General features: G+C 62.1%; 34 protein-coding genes. 17 read left to right on the forward strand and 17 right to left on the reverse strand.

Annotated elements, in window-relative coordinates:
• Positions 1–58: 58 nt before the first annotated feature.
• Positions 59–265: a hypothetical protein gene (locus tag AC1Q67_RS03290; protein WP_492235222.1), complete on the reverse strand. Its 207-nt coding sequence runs from the start codon at positions 263–265 to the stop codon at positions 59–61.
• A 553-nt stretch (positions 266–818) separates the two neighbouring features.
• Here AC1Q67_RS03290 and AC1Q67_RS03295 point away from each other — a divergent pair.
• The 3 genes from AC1Q67_RS03295 to AC1Q67_RS03305 all read left to right on the forward strand — a co-directional run bounded on the left by AC1Q67_RS03295 (position 819) and on the right by AC1Q67_RS03305 (position 2309).
• On the forward strand, positions 819–986 hold the full coding sequence (locus tag AC1Q67_RS03295; protein WP_492235221.1) for a hypothetical protein: 168 nt from the start codon (positions 819–821) through the stop codon (positions 984–986).
• A 260-nt stretch (positions 987–1246) separates the two neighbouring features.
• On the forward strand, positions 1247–1414 hold the full coding sequence (locus tag AC1Q67_RS03300; protein WP_492235220.1) for a hypothetical protein: 168 nt from the start codon (positions 1247–1249) through the stop codon (positions 1412–1414).
• 709 nt (positions 1415–2123) lie between these two features.
• Complete coding sequence (locus AC1Q67_RS03305) at positions 2124–2309, forward strand: hypothetical protein (RefSeq protein WP_024577094.1); 186 nt, start codon at positions 2124–2126, stop codon at positions 2307–2309.
• A gap of 19 nt (positions 2310–2328) precedes the next feature.
• Here AC1Q67_RS03305 and AC1Q67_RS03310 read toward each other — a convergent pair whose 3' ends face one another.
• On the reverse strand, positions 2329–2598 hold the full coding sequence (locus tag AC1Q67_RS03310) for a hypothetical protein (protein WP_492235219.1): 270 nt from the start codon (positions 2596–2598) through the stop codon (positions 2329–2331).
• Between the two features lie 274 nt (positions 2599–2872).
• Between AC1Q67_RS03310 and AC1Q67_RS03315 the strand changes: the two genes are divergently transcribed.
• Positions 2873–3142 carry a PilZ domain-containing protein gene (locus AC1Q67_RS03315; RefSeq protein ID WP_029659844.1) on the forward strand — a complete coding sequence of 90 codons (270 nt, stop codon included), beginning with the start codon at positions 2873–2875 and terminating at the stop codon, positions 3140–3142.
• Positions 3143–3149: 7 nt separating this feature from the next.
• Here AC1Q67_RS03315 and AC1Q67_RS03320 read toward each other — a convergent pair whose 3' ends face one another.
• The gene (locus AC1Q67_RS03320; RefSeq protein WP_024577091.1) at positions 3150–3398 is read right to left on the reverse strand and encodes a PilZ domain-containing protein; all 249 of its coding nucleotides are present in this window, start codon (positions 3396–3398) and stop codon (positions 3150–3152) included.
• Positions 3399–3432: 34 nt separating this feature from the next.
• Positions 3433–3765, reverse strand: coding sequence for a PilZ domain-containing protein (locus AC1Q67_RS03325; protein WP_492235218.1), 333 nt, complete (start codon positions 3763–3765; stop codon positions 3433–3435).
• Positions 3766–4142: 377 nt separating this feature from the next.
• On the opposite strand from AC1Q67_RS03325, the gene AC1Q67_RS03330 reads away from it, so the two are divergent.
• The 3 genes from AC1Q67_RS03330 (at position 4143) to AC1Q67_RS03340 (ending at position 7141) form a co-directional block, all read left to right on the forward strand.
• Positions 4143–5372 carry a GNAT family N-acetyltransferase gene (locus tag AC1Q67_RS03330; RefSeq protein ID WP_492235217.1) on the forward strand — a complete coding sequence of 410 codons (1230 nt, stop codon included), beginning with the start codon at positions 4143–4145 and terminating at the stop codon, positions 5370–5372.
• Entirely contained in the window at positions 5369–6313 is a 945-nt protein-coding gene (locus tag AC1Q67_RS03335) for a cupin-like domain-containing protein (RefSeq protein WP_492235216.1), read from the forward strand. The genes AC1Q67_RS03330 and AC1Q67_RS03335 overlap by 4 nt, the downstream gene beginning before the upstream one ends.
• A gap of 153 nt (positions 6314–6466) precedes the next feature.
• Positions 6467–7141, forward strand: a complete 675-nt coding sequence (locus AC1Q67_RS03340; RefSeq protein ID WP_492235215.1) for a hypothetical protein — start codon at positions 6467–6469, stop codon at positions 7139–7141.
• 43 nt (positions 7142–7184) lie between these two features.
• Here AC1Q67_RS03340 and AC1Q67_RS03345 read toward each other — a convergent pair whose 3' ends face one another.
• On the reverse strand, positions 7185–7979 hold the full coding sequence (locus AC1Q67_RS03345; protein WP_492235214.1) for a helix-turn-helix domain-containing protein: 795 nt from the start codon (positions 7977–7979) through the stop codon (positions 7185–7187).
• A gap of 102 nt (positions 7980–8081) precedes the next feature.
• Between AC1Q67_RS03345 and AC1Q67_RS03350 the strand changes: the two genes are divergently transcribed.
• On the forward strand, positions 8082–9335 hold the full coding sequence (locus AC1Q67_RS03350) for an MFS transporter (RefSeq protein ID WP_492235213.1): 1254 nt from the start codon (positions 8082–8084) through the stop codon (positions 9333–9335).
• A gap of 185 nt (positions 9336–9520) precedes the next feature.
• On the opposite strand, the gene AC1Q67_RS03355 is transcribed toward AC1Q67_RS03350, so the two are convergent.
• Positions 9521–10180, reverse strand: coding sequence for a DsbA family oxidoreductase (locus AC1Q67_RS03355; RefSeq protein ID WP_024577085.1), 660 nt, complete (start codon positions 10178–10180; stop codon positions 9521–9523).
• Between the two features lie 165 nt (positions 10181–10345).
• Here AC1Q67_RS03355 and AC1Q67_RS03360 point away from each other — a divergent pair, with 165 nt between their 5' ends.
• The gene (locus AC1Q67_RS03360; protein ID WP_492235212.1) at positions 10346–11206 is read left to right on the forward strand and encodes a thioesterase family protein; all 861 of its coding nucleotides are present in this window, start codon (positions 10346–10348) and stop codon (positions 11204–11206) included.
• On the opposite strand, the gene AC1Q67_RS03365 is transcribed toward AC1Q67_RS03360, so the two are convergent.
• Genes AC1Q67_RS03365 through AC1Q67_RS03380 form a run of 4 tightly spaced genes read right to left on the reverse strand, consistent with a single transcriptional unit; the run spans position 11194 to position 13510 of the window.
• Positions 11194–11358: a hypothetical protein gene (locus tag AC1Q67_RS03365; RefSeq protein WP_492235211.1), complete on the reverse strand. Its 165-nt coding sequence runs from the start codon at positions 11356–11358 to the stop codon at positions 11194–11196. The two genes, AC1Q67_RS03360 and AC1Q67_RS03365, sit on opposite strands and share 13 nt — an antisense overlap.
• Positions 11359–11380: 22 nt before the next feature.
• Complete coding sequence (locus AC1Q67_RS03370) at positions 11381–12016, reverse strand: helix-turn-helix domain-containing protein (protein ID WP_492235210.1); 636 nt, start codon at positions 12014–12016, stop codon at positions 11381–11383.
• A gap of 48 nt (positions 12017–12064) precedes the next feature.
• Positions 12065–12610 carry a hypothetical protein gene (locus tag AC1Q67_RS03375; RefSeq protein WP_492235209.1) on the reverse strand — a complete coding sequence of 182 codons (546 nt, stop codon included), beginning with the start codon at positions 12608–12610 and terminating at the stop codon, positions 12065–12067.
• Positions 12611–12664: 54 nt separating this feature from the next.
• Positions 12665–13510 carry a helix-turn-helix domain-containing protein gene (locus AC1Q67_RS03380; protein ID WP_492235710.1) on the reverse strand — a complete coding sequence of 282 codons (846 nt, stop codon included), beginning with the start codon at positions 13508–13510 and terminating at the stop codon, positions 12665–12667.
• Positions 13511–13614: 104 nt separating this feature from the next.
• Between AC1Q67_RS03380 and AC1Q67_RS03385 the strand changes: the two genes are divergently transcribed.
• The 3 genes from AC1Q67_RS03385 to AC1Q67_RS03395 all read left to right on the forward strand — a co-directional run bounded on the left by AC1Q67_RS03385 (position 13615) and on the right by AC1Q67_RS03395 (position 14690).
• Positions 13615–13914, forward strand: a complete 300-nt coding sequence (locus AC1Q67_RS03385; protein ID WP_492235208.1) for a hypothetical protein — start codon at positions 13615–13617, stop codon at positions 13912–13914.
• Positions 13915–13944: 30 nt separating this feature from the next.
• Positions 13945–14346, forward strand: a complete 402-nt coding sequence (locus AC1Q67_RS03390) for a hypothetical protein (protein WP_492235207.1) — start codon at positions 13945–13947, stop codon at positions 14344–14346.
• Between the two features lie 140 nt (positions 14347–14486).
• Positions 14487–14690, forward strand: coding sequence for a hypothetical protein (locus AC1Q67_RS03395; RefSeq protein ID WP_024577078.1), 204 nt, complete (start codon positions 14487–14489; stop codon positions 14688–14690).
• Positions 14691–14705: 15 nt separating this feature from the next.
• Here AC1Q67_RS03395 and AC1Q67_RS03400 read toward each other — a convergent pair whose 3' ends face one another.
• Both AC1Q67_RS03400 and AC1Q67_RS03405 read right to left on the reverse strand, forming a co-directional pair.
• Positions 14706–15422 carry an SET domain-containing protein gene (locus AC1Q67_RS03400; RefSeq protein ID WP_492235206.1) on the reverse strand — a complete coding sequence of 239 codons (717 nt, stop codon included), beginning with the start codon at positions 15420–15422 and terminating at the stop codon, positions 14706–14708.
• A gap of 293 nt (positions 15423–15715) precedes the next feature.
• Entirely contained in the window at positions 15716–16459 is a 744-nt protein-coding gene (locus AC1Q67_RS03405; protein ID WP_492235205.1) for a TetR/AcrR family transcriptional regulator, read from the reverse strand.
• Positions 16460–16569: 110 nt separating this feature from the next.
• Here AC1Q67_RS03405 and AC1Q67_RS03410 point away from each other — a divergent pair, with 110 nt between their 5' ends.
• Genes AC1Q67_RS03410 through AC1Q67_RS03420 form a run of 3 tightly spaced genes read left to right on the forward strand, consistent with a single transcriptional unit; the run spans position 16570 to position 18140 of the window.
• The gene (locus tag AC1Q67_RS03410) at positions 16570–17139 is read left to right on the forward strand and encodes a hypothetical protein (RefSeq protein ID WP_024577075.1); all 570 of its coding nucleotides are present in this window, start codon (positions 16570–16572) and stop codon (positions 17137–17139) included.
• 43 nt (positions 17140–17182) lie between these two features.
• Positions 17183–17563, forward strand: a complete 381-nt coding sequence (locus AC1Q67_RS03415) for a hypothetical protein (protein ID WP_024577074.1) — start codon at positions 17183–17185, stop codon at positions 17561–17563.
• A gap of 10 nt (positions 17564–17573) precedes the next feature.
• A complete protein-coding gene (locus AC1Q67_RS03420; protein WP_024577073.1) occupies positions 17574–18140 on the forward strand; it encodes an inner membrane-spanning protein YciB in 567 nt (188 codons plus the stop codon).
• Between the two features lie 9 nt (positions 18141–18149).
• On the opposite strand, the gene AC1Q67_RS03425 is transcribed toward AC1Q67_RS03420, so the two are convergent.
• Complete coding sequence (locus tag AC1Q67_RS03425; protein WP_024577072.1) at positions 18150–18752, reverse strand: cysteine hydrolase family protein; 603 nt, start codon at positions 18750–18752, stop codon at positions 18150–18152.
• A gap of 340 nt (positions 18753–19092) precedes the next feature.
• On the opposite strand from AC1Q67_RS03425, the gene AC1Q67_RS03430 reads away from it, so the two are divergent.
• Positions 19093–19389, forward strand: a complete 297-nt coding sequence (locus AC1Q67_RS03430) for a hypothetical protein (RefSeq protein WP_492235204.1) — start codon at positions 19093–19095, stop codon at positions 19387–19389.
• A 375-nt stretch (positions 19390–19764) separates the two neighbouring features.
• On the opposite strand, the gene AC1Q67_RS03435 is transcribed toward AC1Q67_RS03430, so the two are convergent.
• A complete protein-coding gene (locus AC1Q67_RS03435) occupies positions 19765–21099 on the reverse strand; it encodes a carotenoid oxygenase family protein (RefSeq protein WP_492235203.1) in 1335 nt (444 codons plus the stop codon).
• Between the two features lie 83 nt (positions 21100–21182).
• Between AC1Q67_RS03435 and AC1Q67_RS03440 the strand changes: the two genes are divergently transcribed.
• Positions 21183–21764, forward strand: a complete 582-nt coding sequence (locus AC1Q67_RS03440) for a TetR/AcrR family transcriptional regulator (RefSeq protein ID WP_492235202.1) — start codon at positions 21183–21185, stop codon at positions 21762–21764.
• 16 nt (positions 21765–21780) lie between these two features.
• Here the strand turns inward: AC1Q67_RS03440 and AC1Q67_RS03445 are convergent, their stop codons facing one another.
• The 3 genes from AC1Q67_RS03445 to AC1Q67_RS03455 form a co-directional block, all read right to left on the reverse strand.
• Complete coding sequence (locus tag AC1Q67_RS03445) at positions 21781–22098, reverse strand: hypothetical protein (RefSeq protein WP_492235201.1); 318 nt, start codon at positions 22096–22098, stop codon at positions 21781–21783.
• A 34-nt stretch (positions 22099–22132) separates the two neighbouring features.
• On the reverse strand, positions 22133–22645 hold the full coding sequence (locus AC1Q67_RS03450) for a DUF2867 domain-containing protein (RefSeq protein WP_492235709.1): 513 nt from the start codon (positions 22643–22645) through the stop codon (positions 22133–22135).
• A gap of 70 nt (positions 22646–22715) precedes the next feature.
• Entirely contained in the window at positions 22716–24368 is a 1653-nt protein-coding gene (locus tag AC1Q67_RS03455) for a fumarate hydratase (RefSeq protein ID WP_492235200.1), read from the reverse strand.
• Positions 24369–24449: the final 81 nt, after the last annotated feature.

Genomic DNA, 24449 nt, shown 5'->3' on the forward strand with positions numbered 1-24449 from the left:
TCCCGGCGCGGGCTTCCTTTGATTGCAGCGCGAGCATCGGCGGTCTCTGCTTGCTGGCTTACTGCTTGTCGGCTTTTTCGTTTTTCCGGGCTGCAGATACGTCCGCCAGGCTCGCCGTAACGGGCAGACCCATTTTCCGCAGCAAATAGGCTCCGACGACATAGGCAATGCCGGCGCCGACCAACCCCACCGCCGCTCCCAGTGCGATGTTGCCGCCGCTGAACAGCGCGCGGAAAACCGGAAACGCCCCGGCAATCGTCGCCAAAGTAATCGGAGCCGGAACTGGTCCCTTGATGAGCACTGCGCCTCCCGCTGTCGCGCCGAGCCTACCACAGCACTGATGGAGCAGCGCCAGTATCTGATTTATGATGCGGCCATGAGCACCAGCGCACGATACGGAACGCTGCACTGGATCAGGGTGCTGCTCTGGCCGCGGCCGGTCCTGACGATCGTCCGGATGTGGCGCAGACGCGGCCGGCTGTAACGATCCCTCGCCAAAAAAACCGCCGCCTCCCGTCAAGGAAGCGGCGGCTAAGTCCAGGGAGGAAACGCCCGATAAGGGCACCACAGCGGTATGAGCGCCGCCGGGGTTCGGAATGGCTCGAAGAGCCGAATTCTTCAGATCATGAATCGATGGCCGCGTCTGTGAGCGCGGTCACAGTTCACAATGCGCAGCCGTGCGGCCGAAAACTCCGCATCACTTCTCACGTGTTTTTGCGAGGCATCAGCGGGCTGTAACCCGAAGTGATGAATGGCGCCGAACTTTTGCCACGGCTAATGACTTCTCCTGTGACAGTTTCTTGACAGGAGTGGCGACGATGAGCCCTACCCAGATCGCGAAATCGGCCCACGACCAGTTCATGCAGGTGGTTCAGAAAGAGCTTGAGGCGTTTGAAAAACGCGAGAGAGAGTTCCTGGCCAGGGAACGCCGTGAGCGCGCCGATGAGCTCAAGCTCGCTGAACGGAAAGCCGGGCCTATTCACTAGACCGGTTGCGGGGCTTTGAAAGCGTGCGGCCGCTTGAGATCCCTCTTTGTTAAAATCCTCTCCAATATTCGCGCTTCTTTGCGAGATGTATCTGGCCGGCTGCCTCCCTCGAAGGGAGTAGACATGTTCTGATCCTATCGCAGCAATTTCTGATGCAGCGAAAATCGGAACCCGCTAAGCTTGTGAGATCACCGTCCGACCGTGGCATCACCGGTGACTGAGAGTGTTGTGCTCCCCGCCTCGTCCACGCGGAGCGACCCATGACCTCGTCTGATCCTTCAGTTTGTCCCGTGTGCGGGCAACGGATGACGCTGGTTTTCAAGAACAGGCAAAAGCAGTACGTGTGCGAGGTGTGCGACACCGATCCGCTCACGTCGCCGAAGCTGGACAAGCTTCTGCACGCCGTGCGGCCGCCCGAAGGGAAGTAACCCGGGCCCCGGTTGGTGCGGCTTACAAGAAGTGGGCTGTCGCCCGCCGCTGCAATGTGCGGCGGCTCCGGCCAGCAGGCTCAAAGCTCACCTGCTCAAGGCGGCATGTGCGGGAAATCCGCCGCCGCCGGCGACCCCATGGCCGACAAGCCCGCCATGTTCACAAGCAGATGGGTATGGGGACGTGCGGCTGCTGCAAGAACATGGCGATGATGGACGGCATGAAAGCCGACGATCCGCACAAAGGCATGGATATGCCGAAGCAGTAAGCAAGCACGGAAAGGGCCGCCTCACCGGGCGGCTTTTTCCTGCGGATCAGACCATGTCAGGCGCCTCGGCCGTCGGCTGTGTCTGCCGCCGGCGGGTTCGCCGGAGCCGACGGGTCCGGGCTCGTTTCAAGCAGCCGGACCAGATCCGCCATGCTGGTCGAATCCTGCGCCGGGGACGGAGCCTCTTCCGCCACGGGCCATAGCCATCCCTGAATAAGCCGGATCGGGCTAAACATGTGTCCCCCCACTCGACATATCTCAGCAAGACGAATGAGGCGCGGCTTTCGTTCCACCGCGATGCAAAAATATGTCCCGGCCGGCCATCCTCCCCAAGGGATCGTTTCGACCAACCGCCGGTTGAACCGGTTTACGGAAACCGGCGGCTGCTTCGATTAGGCTGCTGCCCTGGCTCACCCCTGACGAACAGGAGAGCGCCATCCATGGCCCGGACCAACTCAATTTCGATCGAAGAAAAGTGGCAAAAGATCGCGGACGACACGCGAAATCAGGCAAGCGCGATGCCGCCCTGCCAGAAGCGTGATGACCTCTTGAAGAAAGCCCGTCAGCTCGACGTGGCGGTCAACCTCAGCAACTGGCTTTCAGCCGACCAGAAAAACCCGAAGTAGCCAGCCTTGCGGCGGACGATCACTTCGCGGTGGATTTCGCTTTCGCGGCGGGCTTGGCTGCGGGCTCGCTGCGGACCGAGGCCCATGGATCGCTGTTCGCCTTGGCGTCGGGGATCTTGGAGCGCGCAGCCTTGGCCGCCTCCTCATTGGCCTTGTTCCGCGCCTTTTCCTCCTCGGAGAGCTCCTTGCCCTCGTTCAGCTTGAAGCCGGGCATCAACTGGGCGAACGCCGGCATGGAAACCGGGCCCATGGCCAAGGCAATCAGCATCGCCACCCGAAACACCCGCATCAAAACTCTCCCGGAGCAGTCCAATTCTTGAGGTTGATCGCCACCGGCCCGGCGGCGGCACCGTTCTACTCCACCGGCAAACGATGGCCAAGACGGGGCAATCGCAGGGCAAGCCCCTGAATTCGCCGGCGGACCAGCCCTGGCAGCCCCGGGTCCCCGCTGCCAACGTCGTGAATCAATCCTGAATGCGGGTGCGGCCTGCGAGAGGCGCCGGTTTAAGGGCTGGCAACCGGCCGCAATTTAGTCTGCGGCCGTGATCCAGAGGCAGGTAGCCATGACAGAAGTACCACTGGCGGAAAGGCGGTCGGAAACGCGCCGCCGCGTCTTCAAGGGCGGCGTCATCACGTTCAATGGCGCTGGCGTCGACTGCACCGTGCGCAACATATCGACGCGCGGCGCGGCACTGGACGTCGCCAATGCTGCGATGATCCCGCCGCGATTCAATCTTGCCATCAAGGCGGATGATTTTATCGCCCGCTGCCGCATGGTCTGGAACAACGGTCAGCGCGTCGGCATCGCGTTCGACAGCCCGCCCCAGAATTGAAAGACAGCTAGAACGAAACCCCGAGACGCGGCCCCTTCGCCCACACGACGCGGCACTTCTTTTTTGAGCCGGCATAGAGCAGCTCAAATCTTTGCGGCAGCGGCTTGCCGGGCGTCACCTCGAGGCAGGCTCCGCCCGCCGAGTAGTCCACGACGTTGCAGCCGATCACCGGAGACTTCGGATCGACAATGATCTTGGCCGACCGGGAGAGATTTCCCGACGGCTTGACGCGGTTGAAACGGCGCTCTTGAGGCATGAGACACATCCGTAAAATGGTTTGCAGATAACGGTCAGGCCATTCCTTCCACCGGCGCCCGTCTTGCTGCCGGAGATGCAGTCTTTTTCTTGGTGATATCGGGTTTCAGGAAGATCACGCCGATCTGGTCGCCGTTGACGCGCACCATCTTGCATCGCCGGTAGGCGAGTCCTGTCGAGGACAGCAGCAGGAAGAATTCCTTCAGATCGAGATTGCCGACGGAGCCTTCGACCTTCAGCAGCGCGCCGCCTTCTGAAACGTCAAGCATCTTGCACGGGCGGCGCCAGGTGCCGTCAATTCCCATGATCTGAACATCGAAGCCACGCTCGAAATCGATGCGCTGGCTCTTACGAAGTTCCTTGCTCATTGCGACCTCCTTCAGAGGTTGCTTGTGAAAATGTATTTCCAGAATTTCGGTTGCAAAAACTGTCTTCTTGAACGGCGCCGCTATGAAAATCCTGCGCCGGTAGTGTCATAATAGTTTGACATTACGCGCAATTGCTTAAACTTCCTTAAGCGTACGGATCATTTCCAACCGGATGATACCGGCAGGCGCTGTCACGCCATCGGCTGCGCGACGCGTCATCGTTAACGGACGATGAAAAAAGCACCGCGCATTTAACCCGAACCCCACATCCGATTTTGATGTTTCGCCCATAACGTCTGCCCTGGGACGCACAACAAAACGGCGCGACGCACGAAAAAGCTGCGCGCTCAAAAAACGCGTGAACAGGGATTGGGACGGTGGTTGAGATTGCCAATGCAGCACAAGCCGCTGCCGCGCGCCGCGCGGTGGGCTTTGTCCGTGAGCAAGCGGACGAGAGCAACAGCTCCGCCGAAACGACGCTCGCGCTGCTCGATACGATTTCTGCGGAGCTCTGGCGGCGTCTGAGCGAGAACGCCATCGAGCCCAACGGCTACTACCTGCCCGAATGGGAACTGGCGGTGAATGCCTCCGCGCAGGCGCGCACCAGTGTCAGCGCCCTCGCCGCTGATGCCGTCGCTGTCCATGACACGCCGTGTCTGATCGGCCTGCTGCCGGTGATCTCCGCCTGGCGCGCCTATAACCTTCCCTTGCCCGCGCTTGTCAGCGCTGATCCATACGGAACGCTGGCGACGCCGCTGCTCGACCGCGATCGGGCGGATGAGGCCGCGGCAAGCCTGATGCAGCAGGCACGCAATGCCGGCGCCCATGCGCTGATCCTGCGCGATATCACGCTCGACGGCGCGGCGATGATGGCATTCACCCGCGCCCTTGCCAGCGAGGGACTGAAGCCGCGTATCCTGCAAAGTCACGCACGCGCCAGCCTCGATGCCACGCGCAACGCCGACGATCTGCTCCGCGACGCGCTCGGCCCCAAGAAGCTCAAGGAACTCCGCCGCCAGCGCAACCGGCTCTCCGAGCATGGCGAGGTCATCTTCACCATCGCCACGACGCCGAGCGAGATCAAACGCGACCTCGGAATTTTTCTCGCCCTCGAAGCCAGCGGCTGGAAGGCCAGGCGCGGCACGGCGCTGGCCCAGCACGAAGGCGACGCTGCATTCGTCCGCCGCGCGGTCTATGACGCCGCCGCGCGCGGCAACTGCGAGATCGTGACGTTGCATGCCGGCGAGACGCCGGTCGCATCCGCCATCGTGCTGCGGCATCTCGACCGCGCATTTTACTTCAAGCTCGGTGTCGACGAGAACTTCGCCAAGTACTCCCCGGGCGTGCAGCTGACGCTCGAACTGACGCGCCATATGTGCGCCGACGACACGATTGCGATGGTCGACTCCACCGCGATCCCGGGCCATCCCATGATAGACCCGATCTGGCGCGGACGCCTCGCCATCGGCGACGTGTTGATCCCGCTCAACCGCCGCGACCCATTCGTGCCCGCCATCCGGCTCGGCCTGGCCTTGCGCACGCTCGTTCGCGAGCCTGCGCGCCGCATTGTTCATTTCATCAGAAAATTTCGGGAGACACGCTCATGAACGTCGCCTCAAGCATTTCGCCGGTCATTACTGCCGACAATGAATCGCTGAAGCGGGATTTTCCGCTGAAGCCGTTCGCGATCCGTCACAAGCTCTCGGGCCATCCACTGCTGACGCTGCCCCGCATCGCGCAGCTTGCTGCCGAGATGCCGCGCGACCTGATCGAGTACAATTCCGGCGACGCTTCCGTCAGCCAGGACCCGGACAAGGTGAAGAGTGTCGATCTCGATCCGGTTGAAGTCGTCAACCGCATCCAGACCGCCGGTGCATGGATGGTGCTCAAGCGCGTCGAGAAATCACCGGAGTACCGTCAGTTGCTTGAGGACGCGCTGACGTCGGTCGCCCGCGCACGCGGCTTCAAGAGCATCGAGGATGCCGGCTTCTCGCAGATCGAAGGCTTCCTGTTCGTGTCATCGCCGAACTCGACGACGCCGTTCCACATGGACGCCGAGGACAATTTCTTCGTGCAGATCTACGGCGAGAAGATTTTCGCGGTCTATGACAACCGCGACGGCCGGATCGCCGACGATGCGCAGGTCGAGCATTCCACCGTCAAGCACCGCAACGTTCCGTTCCATGAGAGCTTCCGCCCGCGCGGCATCGAATTCAATCTCGACGCCGGTGACGGCTGCTACATTCCCTATCAGTGGCCGCACTGGGTCAAGACCAAGGGATCGCATTCGATCTCGATGGCAATCACCTGGAAGACCGAAGAGGTGCGACGGCTGAACGATCTGCACCGTTTCAACTCGATGCTGCGTGGCCTTGGCCTGCCGCAGGCGGCCCCGGGCAAGAACCCGGCGCTCGACGGCGTGAAGCTCGGCCTTTACCGCACAGCCGCCGCAATCATCGAGCCGCTGCGCGGATCGGAGACCATGCGCCGCATCATCCGCCGCATCGCGCTCGGCAAGAACGCGAACTATTATCTGAAGAAGGCGTGAGGGTCTTCAGGTCAGCCCTCTTCGTCATGGCTGGGCATAGCCCGTCAAAGACGGGCGTGAACGCCCTTATGTCCCGCCTATCCGCGTCCTACGAGAACATTCTCCCGTGTAGCGAAATCCGGGCTACATCCCGCCCCTGCTGTGTGAACGATCATGCGCTATGTGATGATATGGATCGTGATTGCTCTGATAACCTTGGCACTCGCCGGGAGTTATATATTAGACGCCGATGCAAGCCGTTTCCGCCTTACAATCGAGATCAACACCCCGGAAGGCACGAAGTCTGGCTCTAGTGTAATTCAAACTCAGCACTATGCGAGCGGGACCTGGGGGCCTGTTGAGGCAAAAAATATAGTAAGTCAGGCGAAAGGTACGGCTGTCGTTATTGATCTTGGCGACAATCGGCAGCTTCTTGGAATTCTGGGATTCGGGCCAGATGGTTCAGATGAAAGCAAGCTGTTTGGACTTGTTCGCGCGGCGCTGGCTGGCGGCGAACCTGTAAGCTGGAAAGACGATCATAAGCTGAAAGGGCGAGGAGAACTACATCCAGATTACGTTCCTGCGCTCATACTGTTTTCCGATGCCAATGATCCAAAAACAGCAAGATTGGTTGTCCCGACTGATTTCAGCCGCATGATCGGGCCGGGATACAGCTTCAAGCGTGCGTTCATCGAAACAACGAAAGATCCGATTAGCCGAGATATTGCTGACAAGTTACCGTGGTGGGGCAAACCAGATCGCCCTGCTGTTGTCGCATGGAAGGCGTGGGGCGGTGGGACCGTGACAAAGTATTCGATTGGACCCGAACGACTTTTCTTAAAGGAGTGAGAAATGCCTCTCTCTAACGATCCGCTGTTAGAGCGGTAGACCATCACGCGACCCCTTCGCTCCTCAGCGAACTCGGCGGCTGGCCCATGGCCTTGCGGAACGCGGCCGAGAACGCGCTCGAACTGCTATAGCCGTTGCGCTCTGCGACGCGCGAGATCGGCTCGCCGCTCACGATAGCCTCCAGCGCGTTGTGAAACCGCACCCGCTGACGCCACGCCGCGAAGCTCAAACCCAGTTCAGCCTCGAACAGCCGCGCCAGCGTGCGCGTCGAGGCGCCCGCGGTATCGACCCAGCTGTCCAGGGTGAGGCGGCTCGCCGGATCGGCCAGCAGCGCGTTGCAAACGCGCAGCAGGCGCGGATCGCGCGGCATCGGAATCACCAGCGACAGCCGTTTCGCCTTGGCGATCTCGCTCAGGATCAGCAGCGCCACCGCGCCGCCGCGCCCCTGCTCGTCATAGACCACCGGCTCCTCGATCAGCGCCAGCACCAGTTCACGCAGCAGCGGCGAAACTTCCAGCACGGTCGGCGCGGCCGGAAGATCGTCATGGGCATCGCGCACGATGTAGAGCGTGCGCATCTCCACATGCCCGCGAATGCTGATGGAATGTTCGGTGCGCGCGGGCAGATACACCGCGCGATCCGGCGGCACGATCCACGCCTCGTCAGCCGTGCGCACCCGCATCACGCCCGTCACGGCGTAAACGAGCTGATCGCGCGCGTGATGATGCGGCTCGATCTCGAAGCCGTCATCGAAGCTCTTCGACATCGCCGCCAGCGGACGCGGCACGAACTGATAGTCGTTGGCGTCAGTGCTGCGGCTGCGCACGCGCGGTGTCATGGCCGGTCAAAGTCCCGATGGCAGATTCTCGACGAAAATTGGCATGACCGCGCCATCCTGCCAAGGGTACTTTTTCGCCAGAGATTCTGTTTCGAGGCCCCCATGACGCGCGACCGCATCCATTTCCTGTTCCTGAACATCGGCCACTATCTGGACCATCTGTTCACGCTGATCTTTGCAACGGTGGCGGCGCTCGCGCTCTCGCGCGAATGGGGCCTCAGCTACAGCGAACTCCTGAAATATGCGACGCCGGGCTTCTTCGCGTTCGGGCTGTTCTCGCTGCCCGCCGGCTGGCTCGCGGACAAGTGGAGCCGCGAAGGCATGATCGCGGTGTTCTTCATCGGCATCGGCATCTCGTCGATCGGCACCGCGTTTGCGCAGACGCCGCTTCAGGTTGGCATCGGCCTGTTCATCGTCGGCGTGTTCGCCGCGATCTATCATCCGGTCGGGCTCGCCATCGTCACGCAGAAATGGAAAAACACCGGCATGCGCCTCGCCGTGAACGGCGTCTGGGGCAATCTCGGCGTCGCCAGCGCCGCATTGATCACCGGCTACTTCATCGATCACGGCGGCTGGCGCGTAGCCTTCGTGGTGCCGGGCATCTTCTCCATCATCGTGGGCGTGCTTTACGCCGCTCATCAATGGAGCGAGATGTCCACCGCGCATCAGAAGACTCCGGCAGCAGTTGCTGCCGCGCCCGTCCAGCCCGCCGACATGAAGGCGCTGCTGCTGCGCATCTCCGCGATCGTGTTCCTCACCACCGCCGTCTCCAGCCTGGTGTTTCAATCGACAACCTTTGCGCTGCCGAAGATCTTCGACGAACGGCTGCAAGGCATCGCCACCGATCTCACGCAATGGCTGTCGGCGAGCGGCGTGACGGCGGCCCGGGGCGATATCGCCACCATGGTCGGCGCGTTTGCCTTCGTCGTGTTCGCCGTGGCATCGATGGCGCAGCTTGTGGTCGGCAGTCTGCTCGACAAATACGGCCCGCGCACGGTTTTCATGGTCGTGGCCGCGATCCAGATCGTGTTCTTCGCGGTGATGCCCGGCCTCCATGAGGGCTGGGCGCTGGCGGCGGCATTCGGCTTCATGCTCGGTGCGTTCGGCCAGATTCCGATCAACGATTTCATGATCGGCAAGATGGCGAGCGGCGAAGCCCGCGCCCGGATCTACGGCGTGCGCTACGTCGTCAGCTTCACGGTGCTCGCGCTGGCGCTGCCGATGATCTCATTCGTCTACGGCAATTACGGCTTCGACACGCTGTTCCGGCTGATGGCCAGCGCCGCGGCGGTGATCTTCGTCGCTGTGGCGTGCCTGCCGGCGAAGCTGCCGACGCCGGTTGCGGCGGCGGCGTAAATAGAGACACCGACATTTTCTCTCGGGATGCGGTGGTATCCCTCCCCCTTGTGGGGAGGGTCGGCCGAGCGAAGCGGAGGCCGGGGCGAGGGTTCACGCCACACCGAAAGTCAACCCCACCCGGCGGTTGCTCGCTACGCTCACAACCCGCCACCCTCCCCACAAGGGGCGGGATAAGAAGATCGTCACGCCGCCTGATTGATCTCCGCCGAGACCTGCCGGATCGCGCGGGCGAGCTGGTCCGCCGGCTGCGCGCCGGAAACCGCGTATTTCTGCGCGAACACGAAGGTCGGGACGCCGGAAATGCCTTTCTCGGACGCCTCCTGCGCCTGCCCTGAAATGCGGTCCACGTCCTCGTCGGTGGCAAGGCGCTTGCGCACGCTGTCTGCGTCCAGCCCGACGTCTGCCGCCGCCTGCACCAGCACATCGGTATCTGTGAGATCGCCTCCGTCGCGGAAATAAAGCTCCATCAGCCGCTGCTTCATTTGCGCGGCCTTGCCCTCCGCCGCGGCCCAGTGGATCAAACGATGGGAATCGATGGTGTTGGGCTGACGCTTCACGCGGTCAGAATTGTATTCGAGCCCCTCCTCCGCAGCCGCCGCGACCACGCGGCCCGCGATGCCCTTGTAGGCTTCGGGCGAGCCGAACTTCGCGGTGAGATATTCGTCACGCGAGATGCCTTCCCGCGGCACCCATGGATTGAGGAAGAACGGCCGCCAGTTCACCTCGACCGGAACATCCGGCACCAGCGCCAGCGCGTCTTCGATGCGTTTCTTGCCGATGTAGCACCATGGGCACACCACGTCGGACACGATATCGATCTTCAACGGCTTCAAATCGCTCATGATGCTGTTCCTCGGCATATTGTGACCGGAAGATAAGCCGATGAAACCTTGAGGCAAGGTCCGTGGCGGCAATGCTCCCTGTGGGTCACGACATAACCTCCGGGGTTATTGTGCATCGCCACCCCCGCTCCTAGGACGATCTGAACACCGATCGAGGAGCCCGCCATGACCGCCATTTTCGTCCCCGAAGGCCATTCGTTTCGCGCCACCGAACAGGCCGGCGGACCATGGTCGCCGGACATGCTTCAGGGCAGCGCCACCACCGCACTCATGACGCGCGAGGTCGAGCGGCTGGCGACGGCCTCGAATTTCGCGGTGCGCCGCCTCACCTTCGATCTGTGGCGCCCCGCAGGGCTGCGCGCCTTCAGCGTCGAGTCCGAACTGCTCCGCGATGGCCGCAAGGCCAAGACGATGCAGGTACGCCTGATGGACGGCGATACCGAAATCGGCCGCTGCACGGCGCTCCTGACCGCACAGGGCAACGAGTCCCCAAGCGATCCCTTCGCAAAGGCAACCGCGAAAGACGCTGCGCCGGAAACCGGCTCGCCGCCCCCGGCGTTCGCACAGAAATGGAGCCGCTACTTCCAGAACGTCTCGGTGCGACTGATCGAAGGCGCGCTCGAAAAGCCCGGTCCGGCCGCAGCGTGGATGCGGCTCGATATGCCGCTGGTGCAGGGGGAAACCAACACGCCGCTGCTTCAGGCTGTTCAGGCCGCGGATTTCTCCAGCGGCGTTGCGCAGATCGTCGACATGCGCGAATGGACCTTCGTCAATCCCGAGATCAGCCTGTATTTCTTCCGCGCGCCGGAAGACGAATGGATCCTGATCCGCTCGCGCACGCAGGTCGGCGCCAATGGCGCAGGATTGACGATGGCGACGCTGAGCGACCGGCGCGGACCGTTCGCCGAGGTGATGCAGGCGATGACATTTGAGCGGCGCGAAGCCTCGCAAGAAGCGTTTTCAGGCGAAGCGGGCACCGGTTCGCGTGAAGAAAACGCAATAATCAAAAAAGCTCAGGCATCCTGAGCGGCAAAGGCATTCAGCGCCGCCTCGGATTGCGCGTCCGCCGGCATGAACATCTCGACGCGCAGTTCCTGCAACGTCACATCCTGCGGCGTGCCGAGCGTCAGCACCGCGCCGATCAGGCCGATGCATGTGTCTCCCGAGCGCAGGCGCACCTCGCACAGCGGCCCCGGCGCTTCACCCTCGTTGAAATTCGGCGCGGCAAATATCGGGCAGCTTCAACAGATCGCGCCATGTCGCCTGCAACGCCTGATCGAGCGGCGCCGCCATTGCCTCATGCCGTGCCCGTGCCAGCAATGCCGCGGCGACATTCGGCCAGTTCTCGACGAACGGGCGCAGTTCATCGGGCGCGAGAAACATCCGCATGTGATTGAGCGGGCGTTTCATCCGCTCAGGCCCGAGCAGAAGTCCCATCAGCCGCTGCGCGGCGCGGTTGGCCTGCACCACATTCCATTGCCGGTCGGTGACGATGGCGGGAAATGGTTCATGACGCTGCAGCAGCAGGTCGATGGCGCGTTTTGCGTCGGCGACTTCCGGCGCCGACAGATCGCACTCGCCATACTGGCGCGCATAGCCGCCCGCCTCCAGCAACGCATTGCGGTCGCGCAGCGACAGACCGAGCGCCGCCGACAATTGCATCAGTGCATCGCGGCTCGCCGCCGCCTTGCCGGTTTCGACGTAGCTCAGATGACGGATCGAGATTCCAGCCTCGAAGGCCAGATCGGCCTGGCTCATGGCCCGGCGGGTGCGCCAGCCGCGCAGGAGATCGCCAACAGGATGAGAGTGCGAAGCCGTCAGTGCGCGTGTTGTCATGCACCGATTATGCGAACCGCGCTGCGCGCTGTAAACAGCGGGACGCTTTTATCGCTCGAGTTGAGCCTGCTTCACATAGGCTTCGATCGCGGCAAATCCGGCAGCCTTCGGCATGCCTTCGAGAACGTCGCCGGGCGTGCACCAGGGATATGGCAGGCGGGACAGCCAGGCCATTGTCGCCGTCAGTTCGGCGGCGGGAAACAGATTCATGATATCGATCGTGATGACGAGCTTTTCGACCAGACCGTCCGAACCGAAGGTCCAGTCGTAGCGTCCGCAGCCGACCCGGACCTGACCGTCGCTCTTGGTGGACATCCCCACCAGCCAGCGGCACGCGAAATGACGTGGATCGGCATCCGACGGGCGCGAGAGGCAAACGGTATAGACGTTTTCGTAGTCGGCGCCGAAGCGCCGCACGAGAACATCCGCGATTTCGCTGACGCCCCTTGCCGTGCTCGGAAACGAGATGGCGTCGGTCTTCACCACCATTTCAAGCTCTGCATTCGCCGCGAAGGCGCGCGTCATCAGGAACGGCCGGTTGCCGTCCTTGGCGAGAATGTAGGTTTCAACGGCGGCAGCGGGGCTTATCATCATGTCCATCGATCCATGCGTTTTGCGCTTGTAGGCGATGAACGAGAGAACCTGCAATCACCGCGGCTGCATTGCCCTCATGAACCCAGCGGTCTTCTCATCTGCCGGAAAGAAGGTCTCGAGCGCCAGCTCCGACAGCGTGACGTCCACCGGCGTGCCGAAAATCATGGTGGTGGAGATGAAGCTCAGCACCTCGTTGCCGAACCGCATCTGGAAAGGGATCGCCACGGAATCGGCGAGGTTCGCGCGCGCCCCGCCCCGCGCAGGGATCGGATAGGTTTTCAGTTCGTCATAGAGCGCAATCAGCACCGGATCGGCAGTGGCCTCGCACTGGCGATGCAGCCGCTCCAGCAGATGCCCGCACCATTCCGCAAGATTGACCGTGAGTGGTGCGAGACCCTGCGGATGGAAACTCAGGCGCATCACATTGAGCGGCGGCTCCAGCAGCGACGGCGCAACACCCGCGAGGAACGGCGCGATCATCGCGTTGGCCGACACCAGATTCCAGTGCCGGTCGACGGCCAGCGCCGGATACGGCTCGTGCGCCTTCAGCACAAGCTCCATCGCCTGACGCGCGGCCGCGAGCGCGGGATCATCCAGCGAGCGCGTGGGAAACGCGGGCGCGAAGCCCGCCGCGACCAGAAGCACGTTGCGCTCGCGCAGCGGCACGTCGAGACGCTCGGCAAGACGCAGCACCATGTCGCGCGACGGCGCGGCGCGGCCGGTCTCGACAAAGCTCAGATGCCGCGCGGAAATCTCGGCATGGCCCGCGAGATCGAGCTGGCTGAGATGACGGCGCTGCCGCCACTCGCGCAGGTGCTCACCGAAGTGATTGGGCGGAGTCTTCACCAAAGACTTGGCGGACGATTTGACGGCGCGGCGCGCCGAAGATGGTGCGTTCATCATGGTGGAAAACCTACCATGCAGAATTCACGCGTTCCATTACCTGCAAGGTAATCGATTTGGTCCCCTCGCCGGATCATCTTCCGCATCACAGGAGATGACCGATGACCATGCGAACGACATCACACCCACAGCCCGCCACTCAGCAGCCGCCATCGGCGAAGACCAGCCGGACCGCAGGGTTCGACACTTCCATCATCGCGACAAGCCCGCTGGGCTGGATCGCCAAACTCGCCAAGCGCCTGCTCGCGCAGTCGCTCAACATGCCCGAGCCGCTGCTGCACAACACCGGCGTCTTCGTGTTCGCCCATGTGCAGGCCGCCGAAGACCGGGCGCTGAAGACGCTCTGCCCGTTCACCCTGCTGCGTCAGGCCCTCGCCCGCCGCCGCAGCCGCAAGCTCTGACTGACCACAAACCCCTCAAGGAGAACTGACATGATCAATGCATCCCCCTTCCTGCGCCGCGCCCTTCAGATCGATGCCATCTTCAGCGGCGCCGCCGCGCTGATGCTGATATTCGGCGCCGGTTTCTTCGCCGCGCTGCTGAATCTGCCGGAAGCCTTTCTGCGTAACGCCGGCATCGTGCTGGTGCCTTTCGCTTTGGGCGTCGGTTACCTTGCCTCGCGCGACGTGGTGTCAAAGACTGCCGTATGGGCCGTGATCGTCATCAACGCGATCTGGACCATCGACAGCATCGCGCTGCTCGCCAGCGGCTGGGTCTCACCCAATCTTCTCGGACAAGCCTTCATCGTGATGCAGGCGATTGCCGTCGGCGTGTTCGCGGAACTGGAGTTCATCGGGCTGCGCAAGAGCGAAGGCGCCGTTGCGGCGCGCTAACACCCGTCCCCCCAAGCGAAAGCCGGGCCGGACATCCTGTCCGCCCGGCTCGATTTTTCGATAAAAGTTTAGCGATCCGCGTTCCGGCCATTTAATCCGGGTCCGCTAGCTTTGATCCCTGTCGTTGATGGGAGCCGAAGATGTCGGTTATCGAAGCGGAATTTGGAATGACCACCGAAGACACGTTCGATCACCGCCTGCCGCTCGTTCTGCTGCGCGAGCGCCGCCGCGAACTGGTGATGCAGATGGGCTCCGGCGCGCCTGCCCTTTCAAAGGCCCTGATTCAGGAAATCGCGGCGATCCAGCAGACCATCAAGGCCGTCGAAGCCGTCATAGCCGAATAGCAGACAGGAATTCTGCTAAGCCTGTTTCGCACGGCCCGCGTTTTGCGCCTGGACAAGCTGTGAGAGCGGCCGGGTCCGCGCCGACTTGGTCTTGGTCGGCTTTCCGGTGCCTCGAGCGTGCGGATTGGCCTTTACACCCGTCTTTGCGCCCGCCAGCACGGTCTTGCGCTTCGATGCGGCTGTCGCCTTCGCTGCCTTGACGGCCTTCTTCACAGACTTGTCAGCTTTCCTGCCGACCTTGAGCGCCTTTTTGGCGGCCTTCTTCTCGGCCTTCAGCTTCAGCCGCAGCTTTTCCGCGCGAGCCTCGGCGCGCTTCTTGGCACGCTTCTTCTCGCAGTGGTCGCACTTGCAGCCGATCGGCTTGAGGAAGATCTTGAAGTAATCGGTACCGTAATCGTAGTTGATTTCCTCGCCCGGCTGGATGGTCTTGATGGCGCGGATCACGACCTTGCGCTTGCGCGAATTGACGTCGGATTCGGCGTTCGGGCGGCAGGCGTGGTTGATGTAGCGGGCGATATTCTTGCGGACCGAACCGTCGATGGTCCAGCGATTGTTGATTTCGAACAGATACTTGTTGTCGATGTCGTCGTGCTTCTTGTTCTTCGAATCGAGCATCGGCCCGAAATAGCGGATGATCTTGGTGCCCTTCTTGATCTTCTTGGTGGCGAAGAGGCCGAGGCCGGTCTTGGAGCGGCCGATGCGATAGGGCTTGTTCGAGGATATTTCGGGCATGGCTCACTGCAGGACGAACGAGGAACGATACGAGAAGACTGAAGGCTTATGGCCGTGTTCTAATGCGATTCCACGCATCATGACATGATTTTCGCGTCAGGCCCATGAACGATCCACACGCCTGTCGCGACCAACCGCGAGACGTGTGACAACACACCCTTGCAAAACGGGTTCCAGTTCGCGCCGGGCACATTTCACAGCGTTTTCATGATGACGGTGATACCCGCGAGCGCCTTCGTCGGCACGGCATCCGGGCAACCAGCTCAAAATGTCAGCAGCTTGAAGGCTTGAAGTTAAAGCGGCCGATGGTCCGGCATCAGCATCGCGGCCAGCAGCGACTCTTCGGTGGTGCCGGGCGGCAGGCCATCCATGATCGGCGAGAGCCGGCCGTCCAGATAGAGCATCGCGAAGCCGTGAACCAGCGACCAGATTCGCGCGATATCGGCCGCCTGCTCCAGCGTCAGATGGTCGGGCACGACCTCTTCATGACGGCGCGCCGCAACGATGCCGGCGAGTTTCCGGAAAGCGGATTCGGAGGCCTCGCGCAGCGCTGGCCTGTCGTGATCGAGCCGTTCACCGCGGAACATCAACTGGAAAAGGCAGGGATTCTCGCGCGCAAAGGAGACGTAGGCGCTGGCCTTGCGCGCGGCGACGGCTTCCGGAGCGGTCTCGCTGCACGTCGCCGCACCGAGCTGCTCGGAAAATTTCGTGAACCCGATCGCCGCCAGTTCGCTGAGCAGGCCGGTGACGTCGCCAAAATGATGGGACGGCGCGGCATGAGAAACGCCTGCCTCGCGGGCCACCGCGCGCAGCGTCAGCCCATTGATTCCCTCACGCTCGGCAACCCTCTTGGCCGCCTTGAGCAAAGCGCCGTGCAAATCGCCGTGATGATACGGCTGCTCGCGATCAGGCTTGTGTGCGGCTTTGGCGGCGGAGGGAGTGTTTTTTTTCACAGACACGGGCTTGGACAGCGGCTTTCTACCAGCCGCTGCGGCCTTGGGGAGTTTCTCCCGCTTTGCTGCGTTTTGAGCACCCATGATCGCAATCTAGGTATGCATTTTGACGCTGTCAAGATTTTCCTTGACGACAGCCATGAAGGCGACTAAATGCATCTTTACAGCGTCAAGATATTCCCAGGCAGGCAGCCATGGCCCTCTTTTTAATTCTTGCCCCGTTCGCCACCTTCGCCACGCTCATGCTGCTGACGACGGTCAAGGTCAGCCTCGCAGCCAGCGCGGCGGTCGCCCTCGGCCTGGTCTTGCGAGATATGATCGAAGGCCGCTCGATCAAGATGCTGCCCATCGGCGCCCTGGTTATTTTCACGTCGCTGGCCGGATATCACTTTATCGCCGCCGCCGAGATGAGCCCGACATCCGTCCGCCTTGCCGTCGACGGCAGCATTCTGGCCATCGCGCTCGGTTCGATCGCAATCCGCGTCCCCTTCACGCTGCAGCATGCGCGGGAAGTGGTCGATGCCGAAACCGCCAAGCTGCCGCGCTTTATGCGGACCAACTACATCCTCACCTGGGTCTGGAGCGCCGCCTTCGTTCTGATGCTGGTCGCGGACATTGTCTCGATCTATCTGCCCAGCACCCCGCTGTGGGTTTGCGCCGCTATCGCGTTCGCCGCCCGCAACACCGCCGTCTACTTCACGAAATGGTACCCGAAGCACGTTCGCGCCGAGATCGCGGCCAGCGCCAATGCGGCTGCTGCCTGATCCCGACCACAGCGCAATCCGTTACAAACTCAAGGAGCCTTCGATGGCCCGCACTGCTCTCAAGATTGTCCTCGGCTTCCTCTCGACTGCTGTCTTTTTCGCGGCCTTCGCTCTCGTCGGCGATGTCGTGCTGGCGGCCTTGGCCGCGATCTCCGTGGTCGTCGCCCAGATCGTGTTCGGGCGAACCACCAGCGCGAAGCCAAGCGTCGCGATCTGGGGCAGCCTTGCAATCGTCCTGACTCTCACCGGCGTTTCACTCGCCGGCGACGACACGACTGAGCCGCTGGTATCGCAGACCGACGTCACCGGCACGGTGACCGATTGCGCCTGCAAGCCCGCCGCCAAGGTGCGCGGCTTGCCCGTCCCGTTCCGCCACGCTCCGGAAGCACCGAAAGCCCTTGCTCCGGCGCCCGGCCCCGTGTGACAGTTGCGGCATGGCCGCCGTCTTTCGTCAGCTCTTCGTCGATTTCTTCTCCACCATCGTCTTCCTCGTGGTCTATGCCGCGACGGGAGACATCTTGATCGCGACAGGCGTCGCCATCGCAGGCGCGATCGGGCAATTCATCCGCGCGCGGATCAAGCAGCAGAAGCTCGATATCATGACGTGGGCGAGCCTTGGGCTCGTTATCGTCCTCGGCAGCGCGACACTGCTGACAAAAGATCCCCGCTTCGTCCTGATCAAACCCAGCATCGCGCATTTCGCCATCGGCGCGATCATGCTGCGCAAAGGCTGGATGCTGCGTTACCTGCCGCCGATTGTGCAGGAGAACATCCCTCGCCTCGTCACCATCGCAGGCTATGCCTGGGCCGTTCTGATGTTCGTCCTCGGCATCGGTGTCATTGTGTTCGCCATGATTGGCGACGTGAAACTGTGGGCGTTTTACGTGACCGTGATCGCCATCGGCGCCAAGGTGCTGGCATTCGCCATTCAGTATGTGGTGTTCCGGGTCACCATCACCCGGAAACTGCGGGCCGCGGCGGCAGCGGCGGCGGCAACCTGAAGCCGCACGTTATCTTCCCCATTTTTCGATGATCTGCTCCGTATCTGCAATCTCGATCTGCACGTCGAAACGCCGGCGATAAAGATCGGTCAGCGCATCGTGGCTCTCGTCCGATGAACTGCAAACGGCGTCAGCGGCCAGGATCACGCGATAGCCATGATCGACGGCGCCGAGCACCGACGACAACACGCAGACATCGGTCTCCGATCCGCTGACAATCAGAGTGTCGCATTGCCGCGCACGCAGCTCTGCGTGCAGCCGGCCATTGGCGAATGCCGAATAAACCAGTTTGTCGAACACAACGGCCGGCGGCACGAACCTCTGCAATTCAGGCATCAACTCCAGCAGGCGCGGATCGAGCCTCTCGCGTGTCGTTTCCGGCCACTTCTCGTAGTAGCGCGCCCAGGTGCCCGGCATATCGCACGCGCGATGCGGCGTGATGAAGCGCGTGAAAATGGTCCGCACCGGCGCATGCCCCGTCAGGGCGAGCGCATTGGGAAGCACCCGCTCCATCCAGGGCGTCGGCCAGGGACCGTCGCTGGAAAATATCCGCTGCATATCGATGCAAAGGTGAACCGCATGCGAGGGCACTTCCCGCTTTAGCTCTCCCATGGCCCGGCTCCTCTGGTGTCCTGAAACCGAAGTTCGCTTCACGTTTGCGGCGGGCGCCATAGCGAACTTCGGATTCAAAAGGACCCTGGTTATGAATCTGGTGTGGTTTGGCTCGCAAGTCCGCAAAAGCGTGCTGCAGATGGAGCGGACATGCGAGCCACCACACCAGCGCCGGGACAAACGGTCTTCGCGCATGGGGGTTCCGGCGCGGATATGTCCGCCGCGTGACAAATCGCACCTGACAAAATTGGCGCCGGCAGTGCAAAATACGCTATATCGGCGCTGGCGCGTCCTGCTTCAGACCAATTCAGGCTTGCGGGACGCGGAGAGAGGGAAACACATGGCAGTTGACGGAAACTGGAATATCACCCTGAGCACGCCGCTTGGCGATCGCGATGCGACGCTGACGCTGAAATCCGATGGCGGCGCGCTGACCGGCAAGCAGGCGGCGGATGGCAACGAAGCCGATATCGTTGACGGAACGGTCAATGGAAACGACGTGGCATGGAAGGCCTCGATCACCAATCCGATGCCGCTGACGCTGGCTTTCACCGGCAAGGTCGACGGCGACGCCATCTCCGGCGATGTCAGCATCGGCCCGATGGGTTCATTCCCGTTCAAGGGAACGCGGGCGTAAGAACTTCTCCCTCTCCCCGTTTACGGGGAGAGGGTTGGGGTGAGGGGCTGTAGCGACGAAAACAGCTAGTGAGCTCCGCCTGTCGGCGCAAATTTTTCTGCACGCACAGTCGTCATCACCGGGCTTGTCCCGGTGATCCACGTCTTTGTTCTTTCGCCCACAATATGTTTGAGGCGTGGATGGCCGGGTCATAGGCGAGCGAAAGCGACGCCGTTCTTCGAACGGGCTATGCCCGGCCATGACAACTTCTTGCTCCGCGCATCTTCAACCGCTCGTCCCCGCGAAAGCGGGGACCCAGTCCTGGCTTGAAGAACTGGATTCCCGCTTGCGCGGGAATGAGCGGAGATTACAGCCTCACCAACGCGGCAAAATCCATTACACCCCCGGCATCCAGTTGCCGTGGAAGCCCTGCGGCACCCGCGCCGGCAACTGAATCCGCGCCACCGGCTTCGACTCGATGTTCTGCGCATCGAGAATGATGAAATCGCTGGCATCGCGCGCGCGGTCGTAGACAAATCCCATCAGCCAGCCGTCGTCTTCACCGCTGCTGCCTTCGGGCGCGACGTGCACAAATTCGCCCGGCAGGCCGGTCCTGAAATCGTGGACCGTGCTCTTGCCCGACTTCAGATCGTATTTGCGCACGCTGCTGTATCGCGTCGATGCGAGATCCGTTCCGGTATCGACCGAATAGACGATGTTGTGATGCGAACCGGTCAGGCTCTCATTGACGCGCGGGAATTCAATGGCGCGGTCATCGAGCTCCTGCTCCTGGGCCTTGGTGGCACCGGGCGGAATCCGCCAGCGTTTCAGGATTGCCTTGTCGAAGCTCGTTGCCGAAGGCCCGCCGCGCCAGAGTTCGCTGTACCAGGCCACATCGATCACGATGGTGCCGTCCGCTTCCTCGAAGGCATTGGCGACGTGGAAGACATAGCCCGGCTCGACTTCCACCCAGCGCAGGGATTCGATGCCCGCGCCGCGCTTGAGGATTCCGAGCCGCGCGCCATAGCTGTCGTTCCACGCGAACGGCATGGTGCCGCGCTGCGCGGCCGGCATGTCGAACACCACCGGCAGATCCATGAAGATCACGTGCTCCGACGTCATCGCGAAGTCATGCATCATGGTCGGCGCCTTGGTCGGGATCGGAATGCTGCCCATCAGCGCGCCGCTCGCGTCCACCGCATGATAGGTCAGGAACGGCGGCACGAAGCCGTAACCGAAGAAATGCAGTTCGCCCGTGGCCGGGCAGATTTTCGGATGCGCCGTGAACGCCGTGTCGAGCTTGCCGCCATAGTCATGGAAGCCGACCGTATCGAGATCGCGGGTCATCATCATCGGCAGCGCGTTCTCGACCAGCGCCATGATCTTTCCGGCATGCGCGATGACGTTGGTGTTGGCAGTGGATGCACGGATATCGGGAACACCCGGCCGGCGCGGCGCGCCGTTGAAGCGCGGGGTGCGGACCCAGCGGTTGCGGTACCACTCCGCCTTGCCGTTGTTCAGCGAGACGCCGTGCAGCATGCCGTCGCCCATGAACCAGTGGCCGGAATGACCCTCGCGCGGATTGGCCCCGTTGCGCGCATAAAGCCCGTTCAGTTCGGGCGGAATCGCGCCTTCCACCGGCAGATCGAACGCGGTCACCTCCTCCTGAACCGGGGCGAGATTGCCCCGCTCCCAGAACGGCGTATCGGCCCCTGCTTTCACCTGGCTCATTGTTTGTCCTCCCTGATGCTTCTGGTTTTAAGTAAGCAGTGCATACTTTACGGCGCACCCGGAGCAATGTAAACACCAGTTACATGAAGCCTGTAAAAAAAGAGGCCTATCACCACGGCGACCTGCGCAGCGCGCTGGTGGCGCTGGCGCTGGAGCGTGTCCGCCGTGGCGGCACGGAAAGCTTCAGCCTGCGCGAAGCCGCCCGCGACGCCGGCGTCACCTCGGGCGCCGCCTACAAGCACTTTGCGGACAAGGATGAATTGCTGGCCGCCGTCGCCGCCGAGGCGCTGCTGCTGCTGGCGAAACGGACGCAAAAGGCGACAGAAGGACTGAAGGGCAAGGAGCGCCTGAGCGCCGCGGCGATGGCCTATATCGACTTCGCCTCCGCGGAGCCGCGGCTGTTTCGCCTCGCGTTCAGCCGCTTCGGCTCGAACAGCCACGCTGAAGTCGACGGCATTCCGGATTCATTCGAGCAACTGCGCGTCGCGGTCGCCGGCGTTCAGACCGATCCGGGCAAGCCGGTCGATACGGATGCGCTGGCGCTGGCATGGGCGGTCGCGCACGGCGTGGCGTCGCTGATCAGCGACGGCATGTGGAAGAAAAACGATCCGCGTGTCGCTGCGGCGTTGCGGCTGTCGTTCAAGGGCATCGCACCGGGGAAGTAACCTGCGACGGCACGCGTCACCGTTTGCAGACTCCCTCGACGCGCTTGTTATAATCCGCAATCGCAGTATCGATCGCGCCGACATTCTGCGCGCGGTTGGGACCGGCGTCGCAGCGTTCGATGACGCCGCGCTGCGCGGTCAGCGCCGCGATGTACCGGCGATAAGCCGCGCACATCGCAGCGTCGGTGCTGTCCGTGAGCTTTTCGATACCGGCACGCGCCCTGCGGACGTTCTGATCGGCGGCCGCATGATCCTCGCGGCAATCCGCCAGGGCGGAAGTCACGCCGCACATCAGCATCATGACGATTGCAGCAAACAGGCTTGAGCGATGCATTGTATCGATCCGTCCCACGCCCTAACGACGAGCGTTACAATCGTCCTGCGGCGACCGCGTTTGAAATGATCCGCTTCACGCCCCATTTGTGAAACGGCACGATGAAGAACAGGTAGAGCTTTCCGAACAGATTATGCACGGTGCAGATCGTCGTCACGATGACGCTCGCCGTTTCGGCATCCATGACCTTCAGCACCGAGAGCCTGAAGTCCAGATGCTTGTTATCGCGGCCGGCAACGAGTTCGTTCTCCGTCAGAATATAGATCGGCCAGACACCGATCTTGTCGCCGACGCTGAAGCTGTTCTTGGACGTGAAGTTGAGAATTTCGGAGTCCGATGCCGCATCGAGACCGAACAAGCGGACAATCCGGTTTCGCACGATCAGGATAGCCTTCATCCACACCGGATGGTGGGCGAAGATGGCGATGAAGATATCGGTCACGCTCGCCTGCGGACGGCTCAAGGGAGCCCTATACGAGTCCCGAAAATACGCAGCCTCGATCACACTGCGATCCAGCATGCTCAACAACGGCGTATCGCATTCCACGACGGTCAAATCGGCTCCCTAAATTTGAAGCTGACGCCGGTCCGGGCCCGAACAGCGTCAGCATCAAAGGCTACCCCAGATTCAATTCCTTGAAGAAGTCGTTGCCCTTGTCGTCCATGATGATGAACGCCGGGAAGTTCTCGACCTCGATGCGCCAGATCGCTTCCATGCCGAGTTCGGGATATTCCACCACCTCGACCTTCTTGATGCAGTGCTCGGCGAGGTTCGCCGCCGAGCCGCCGATCGAGCCGAGATAGAACCCGCCGTACTTCTTGCAGGCGTCGCGCACCTGCGCCGAGCGGTTGCCCTTCGCCAGCATCACCATCGAGCCGCCTACCGCCTGGAACTGGTCGACGAACGAATCCATGCGTCCCGCCGTGGTCGGACCGAACGAACCCGAAGCATAGCCTTCCGGAGTCTTCGCGGGACCTGCGTAATAGATCGGATGGTTCTTGAAGTAGTCCGGCAGCGGCTCGCCCTTCTCAAGGCGTTCACGCAATTTCGCATGAGCGGAGTCACGCGCCACGATCATGGTGCCGGTGAGCGACAGCCGCGTCTTGGTCGGATACTGCGTCAGTGTGGCGAGGATGTCCTTCATCGGCTTGTTGAGGTCGATCTGCACCACCTCGCCGCCGAGCTTCGCCTCGACCTCGGGCAGATATTTCGCCGGATTGTGCTCCAGCTCTTCGAGATACACGCCGTCCTTGGTGATCTTGCCGAGCACCTGACGGTCGGCCGAGCAGGACACCCCGAGGCCAATGGGAAGCGACGCACCGTGACGCGGCAGCCGGATCACGCGCACGTCGTGGCAGAAATACTTGCCGCCGAACTGCGCGCCGACGCCGAGCGACTGCGTCATCTTCAAAATTTCCTGCTCCATCTCCAGATCGCGGAACGCGTTGCCGTCCGGCGAGCCCTGCGTCGGCAGTTCATCGAGATAGCGCGCCGACGCAAGTTTCACCGTCTTCATGCAGAGTTCAGCGGAGGTGCCGCCGATGACGATGGCGAGGTGATACGGCGGACACGCGGCGGTGCCGAGCGTCAGCACCTTCTCCTTCAGGAAGGCGTGCAGGCGATCCTTGGTCAGCAGCGATGGCGTCCCCTGAAACAGGAAGCTCTTGTTGGCAGAACCGCCGCCCTTGGCCATGAACATGAACTTGTAGGCGTCATCGCCCTCGGCATAGATCTCGGTCTGCGCTGGCATGTTGTTGGCGGTGTTCTTCTCCTCGAACATCGACAAAGGCGCCACCTGCGAATAGCGCAGGTTGCGGCGCAGATACGCATCGCGCGCGCCTTCGCTCAGGGCTGCTTCGTCATCCCCCTCGGTGATGACCCGCGCACCCTTCTTGCCCATGATGATCGCGGTGCCGGTGTCCTGGCACATCGGCAGGATGCCGCCGGCGGCGATGTTGGCATTCTTCAAAAAGTCGAACGCGACGAACTTGTCGTTGTCGCTCGCCTCGGGATCGTCGAGGATCTTGCGAAGCTGCGCCAGATGGCCCGGCCGCAGGTAGTGGTTGATGTCGCCGAACGCCGCTTCGGAGAGCGCACGCAGCGCCTCGCGCGACACCACCAGCATCTCCTTGCCCATCACGGTTTCGACCCGGACGCCCTCGGTCGTGATCTTGCGATACGGCGTCTTGTCCGCGCCCAGCGGAAACAGCGGGGTGTGCTTGTAGGGCGGAACGGCCTTGGGCGACGGGATGGCGGTCGGAGCGTTCATAACGGGTCTCGCGGGTTGGAAAGGCGAAAAGCGCTGGACTTTCAAGGGCCCGGCTCGCGCCTCGTCTGAAGTTTGAACCGT

The organism is Afipia sp. GW823-FHT06G09 (assembly GCF_058794875.1).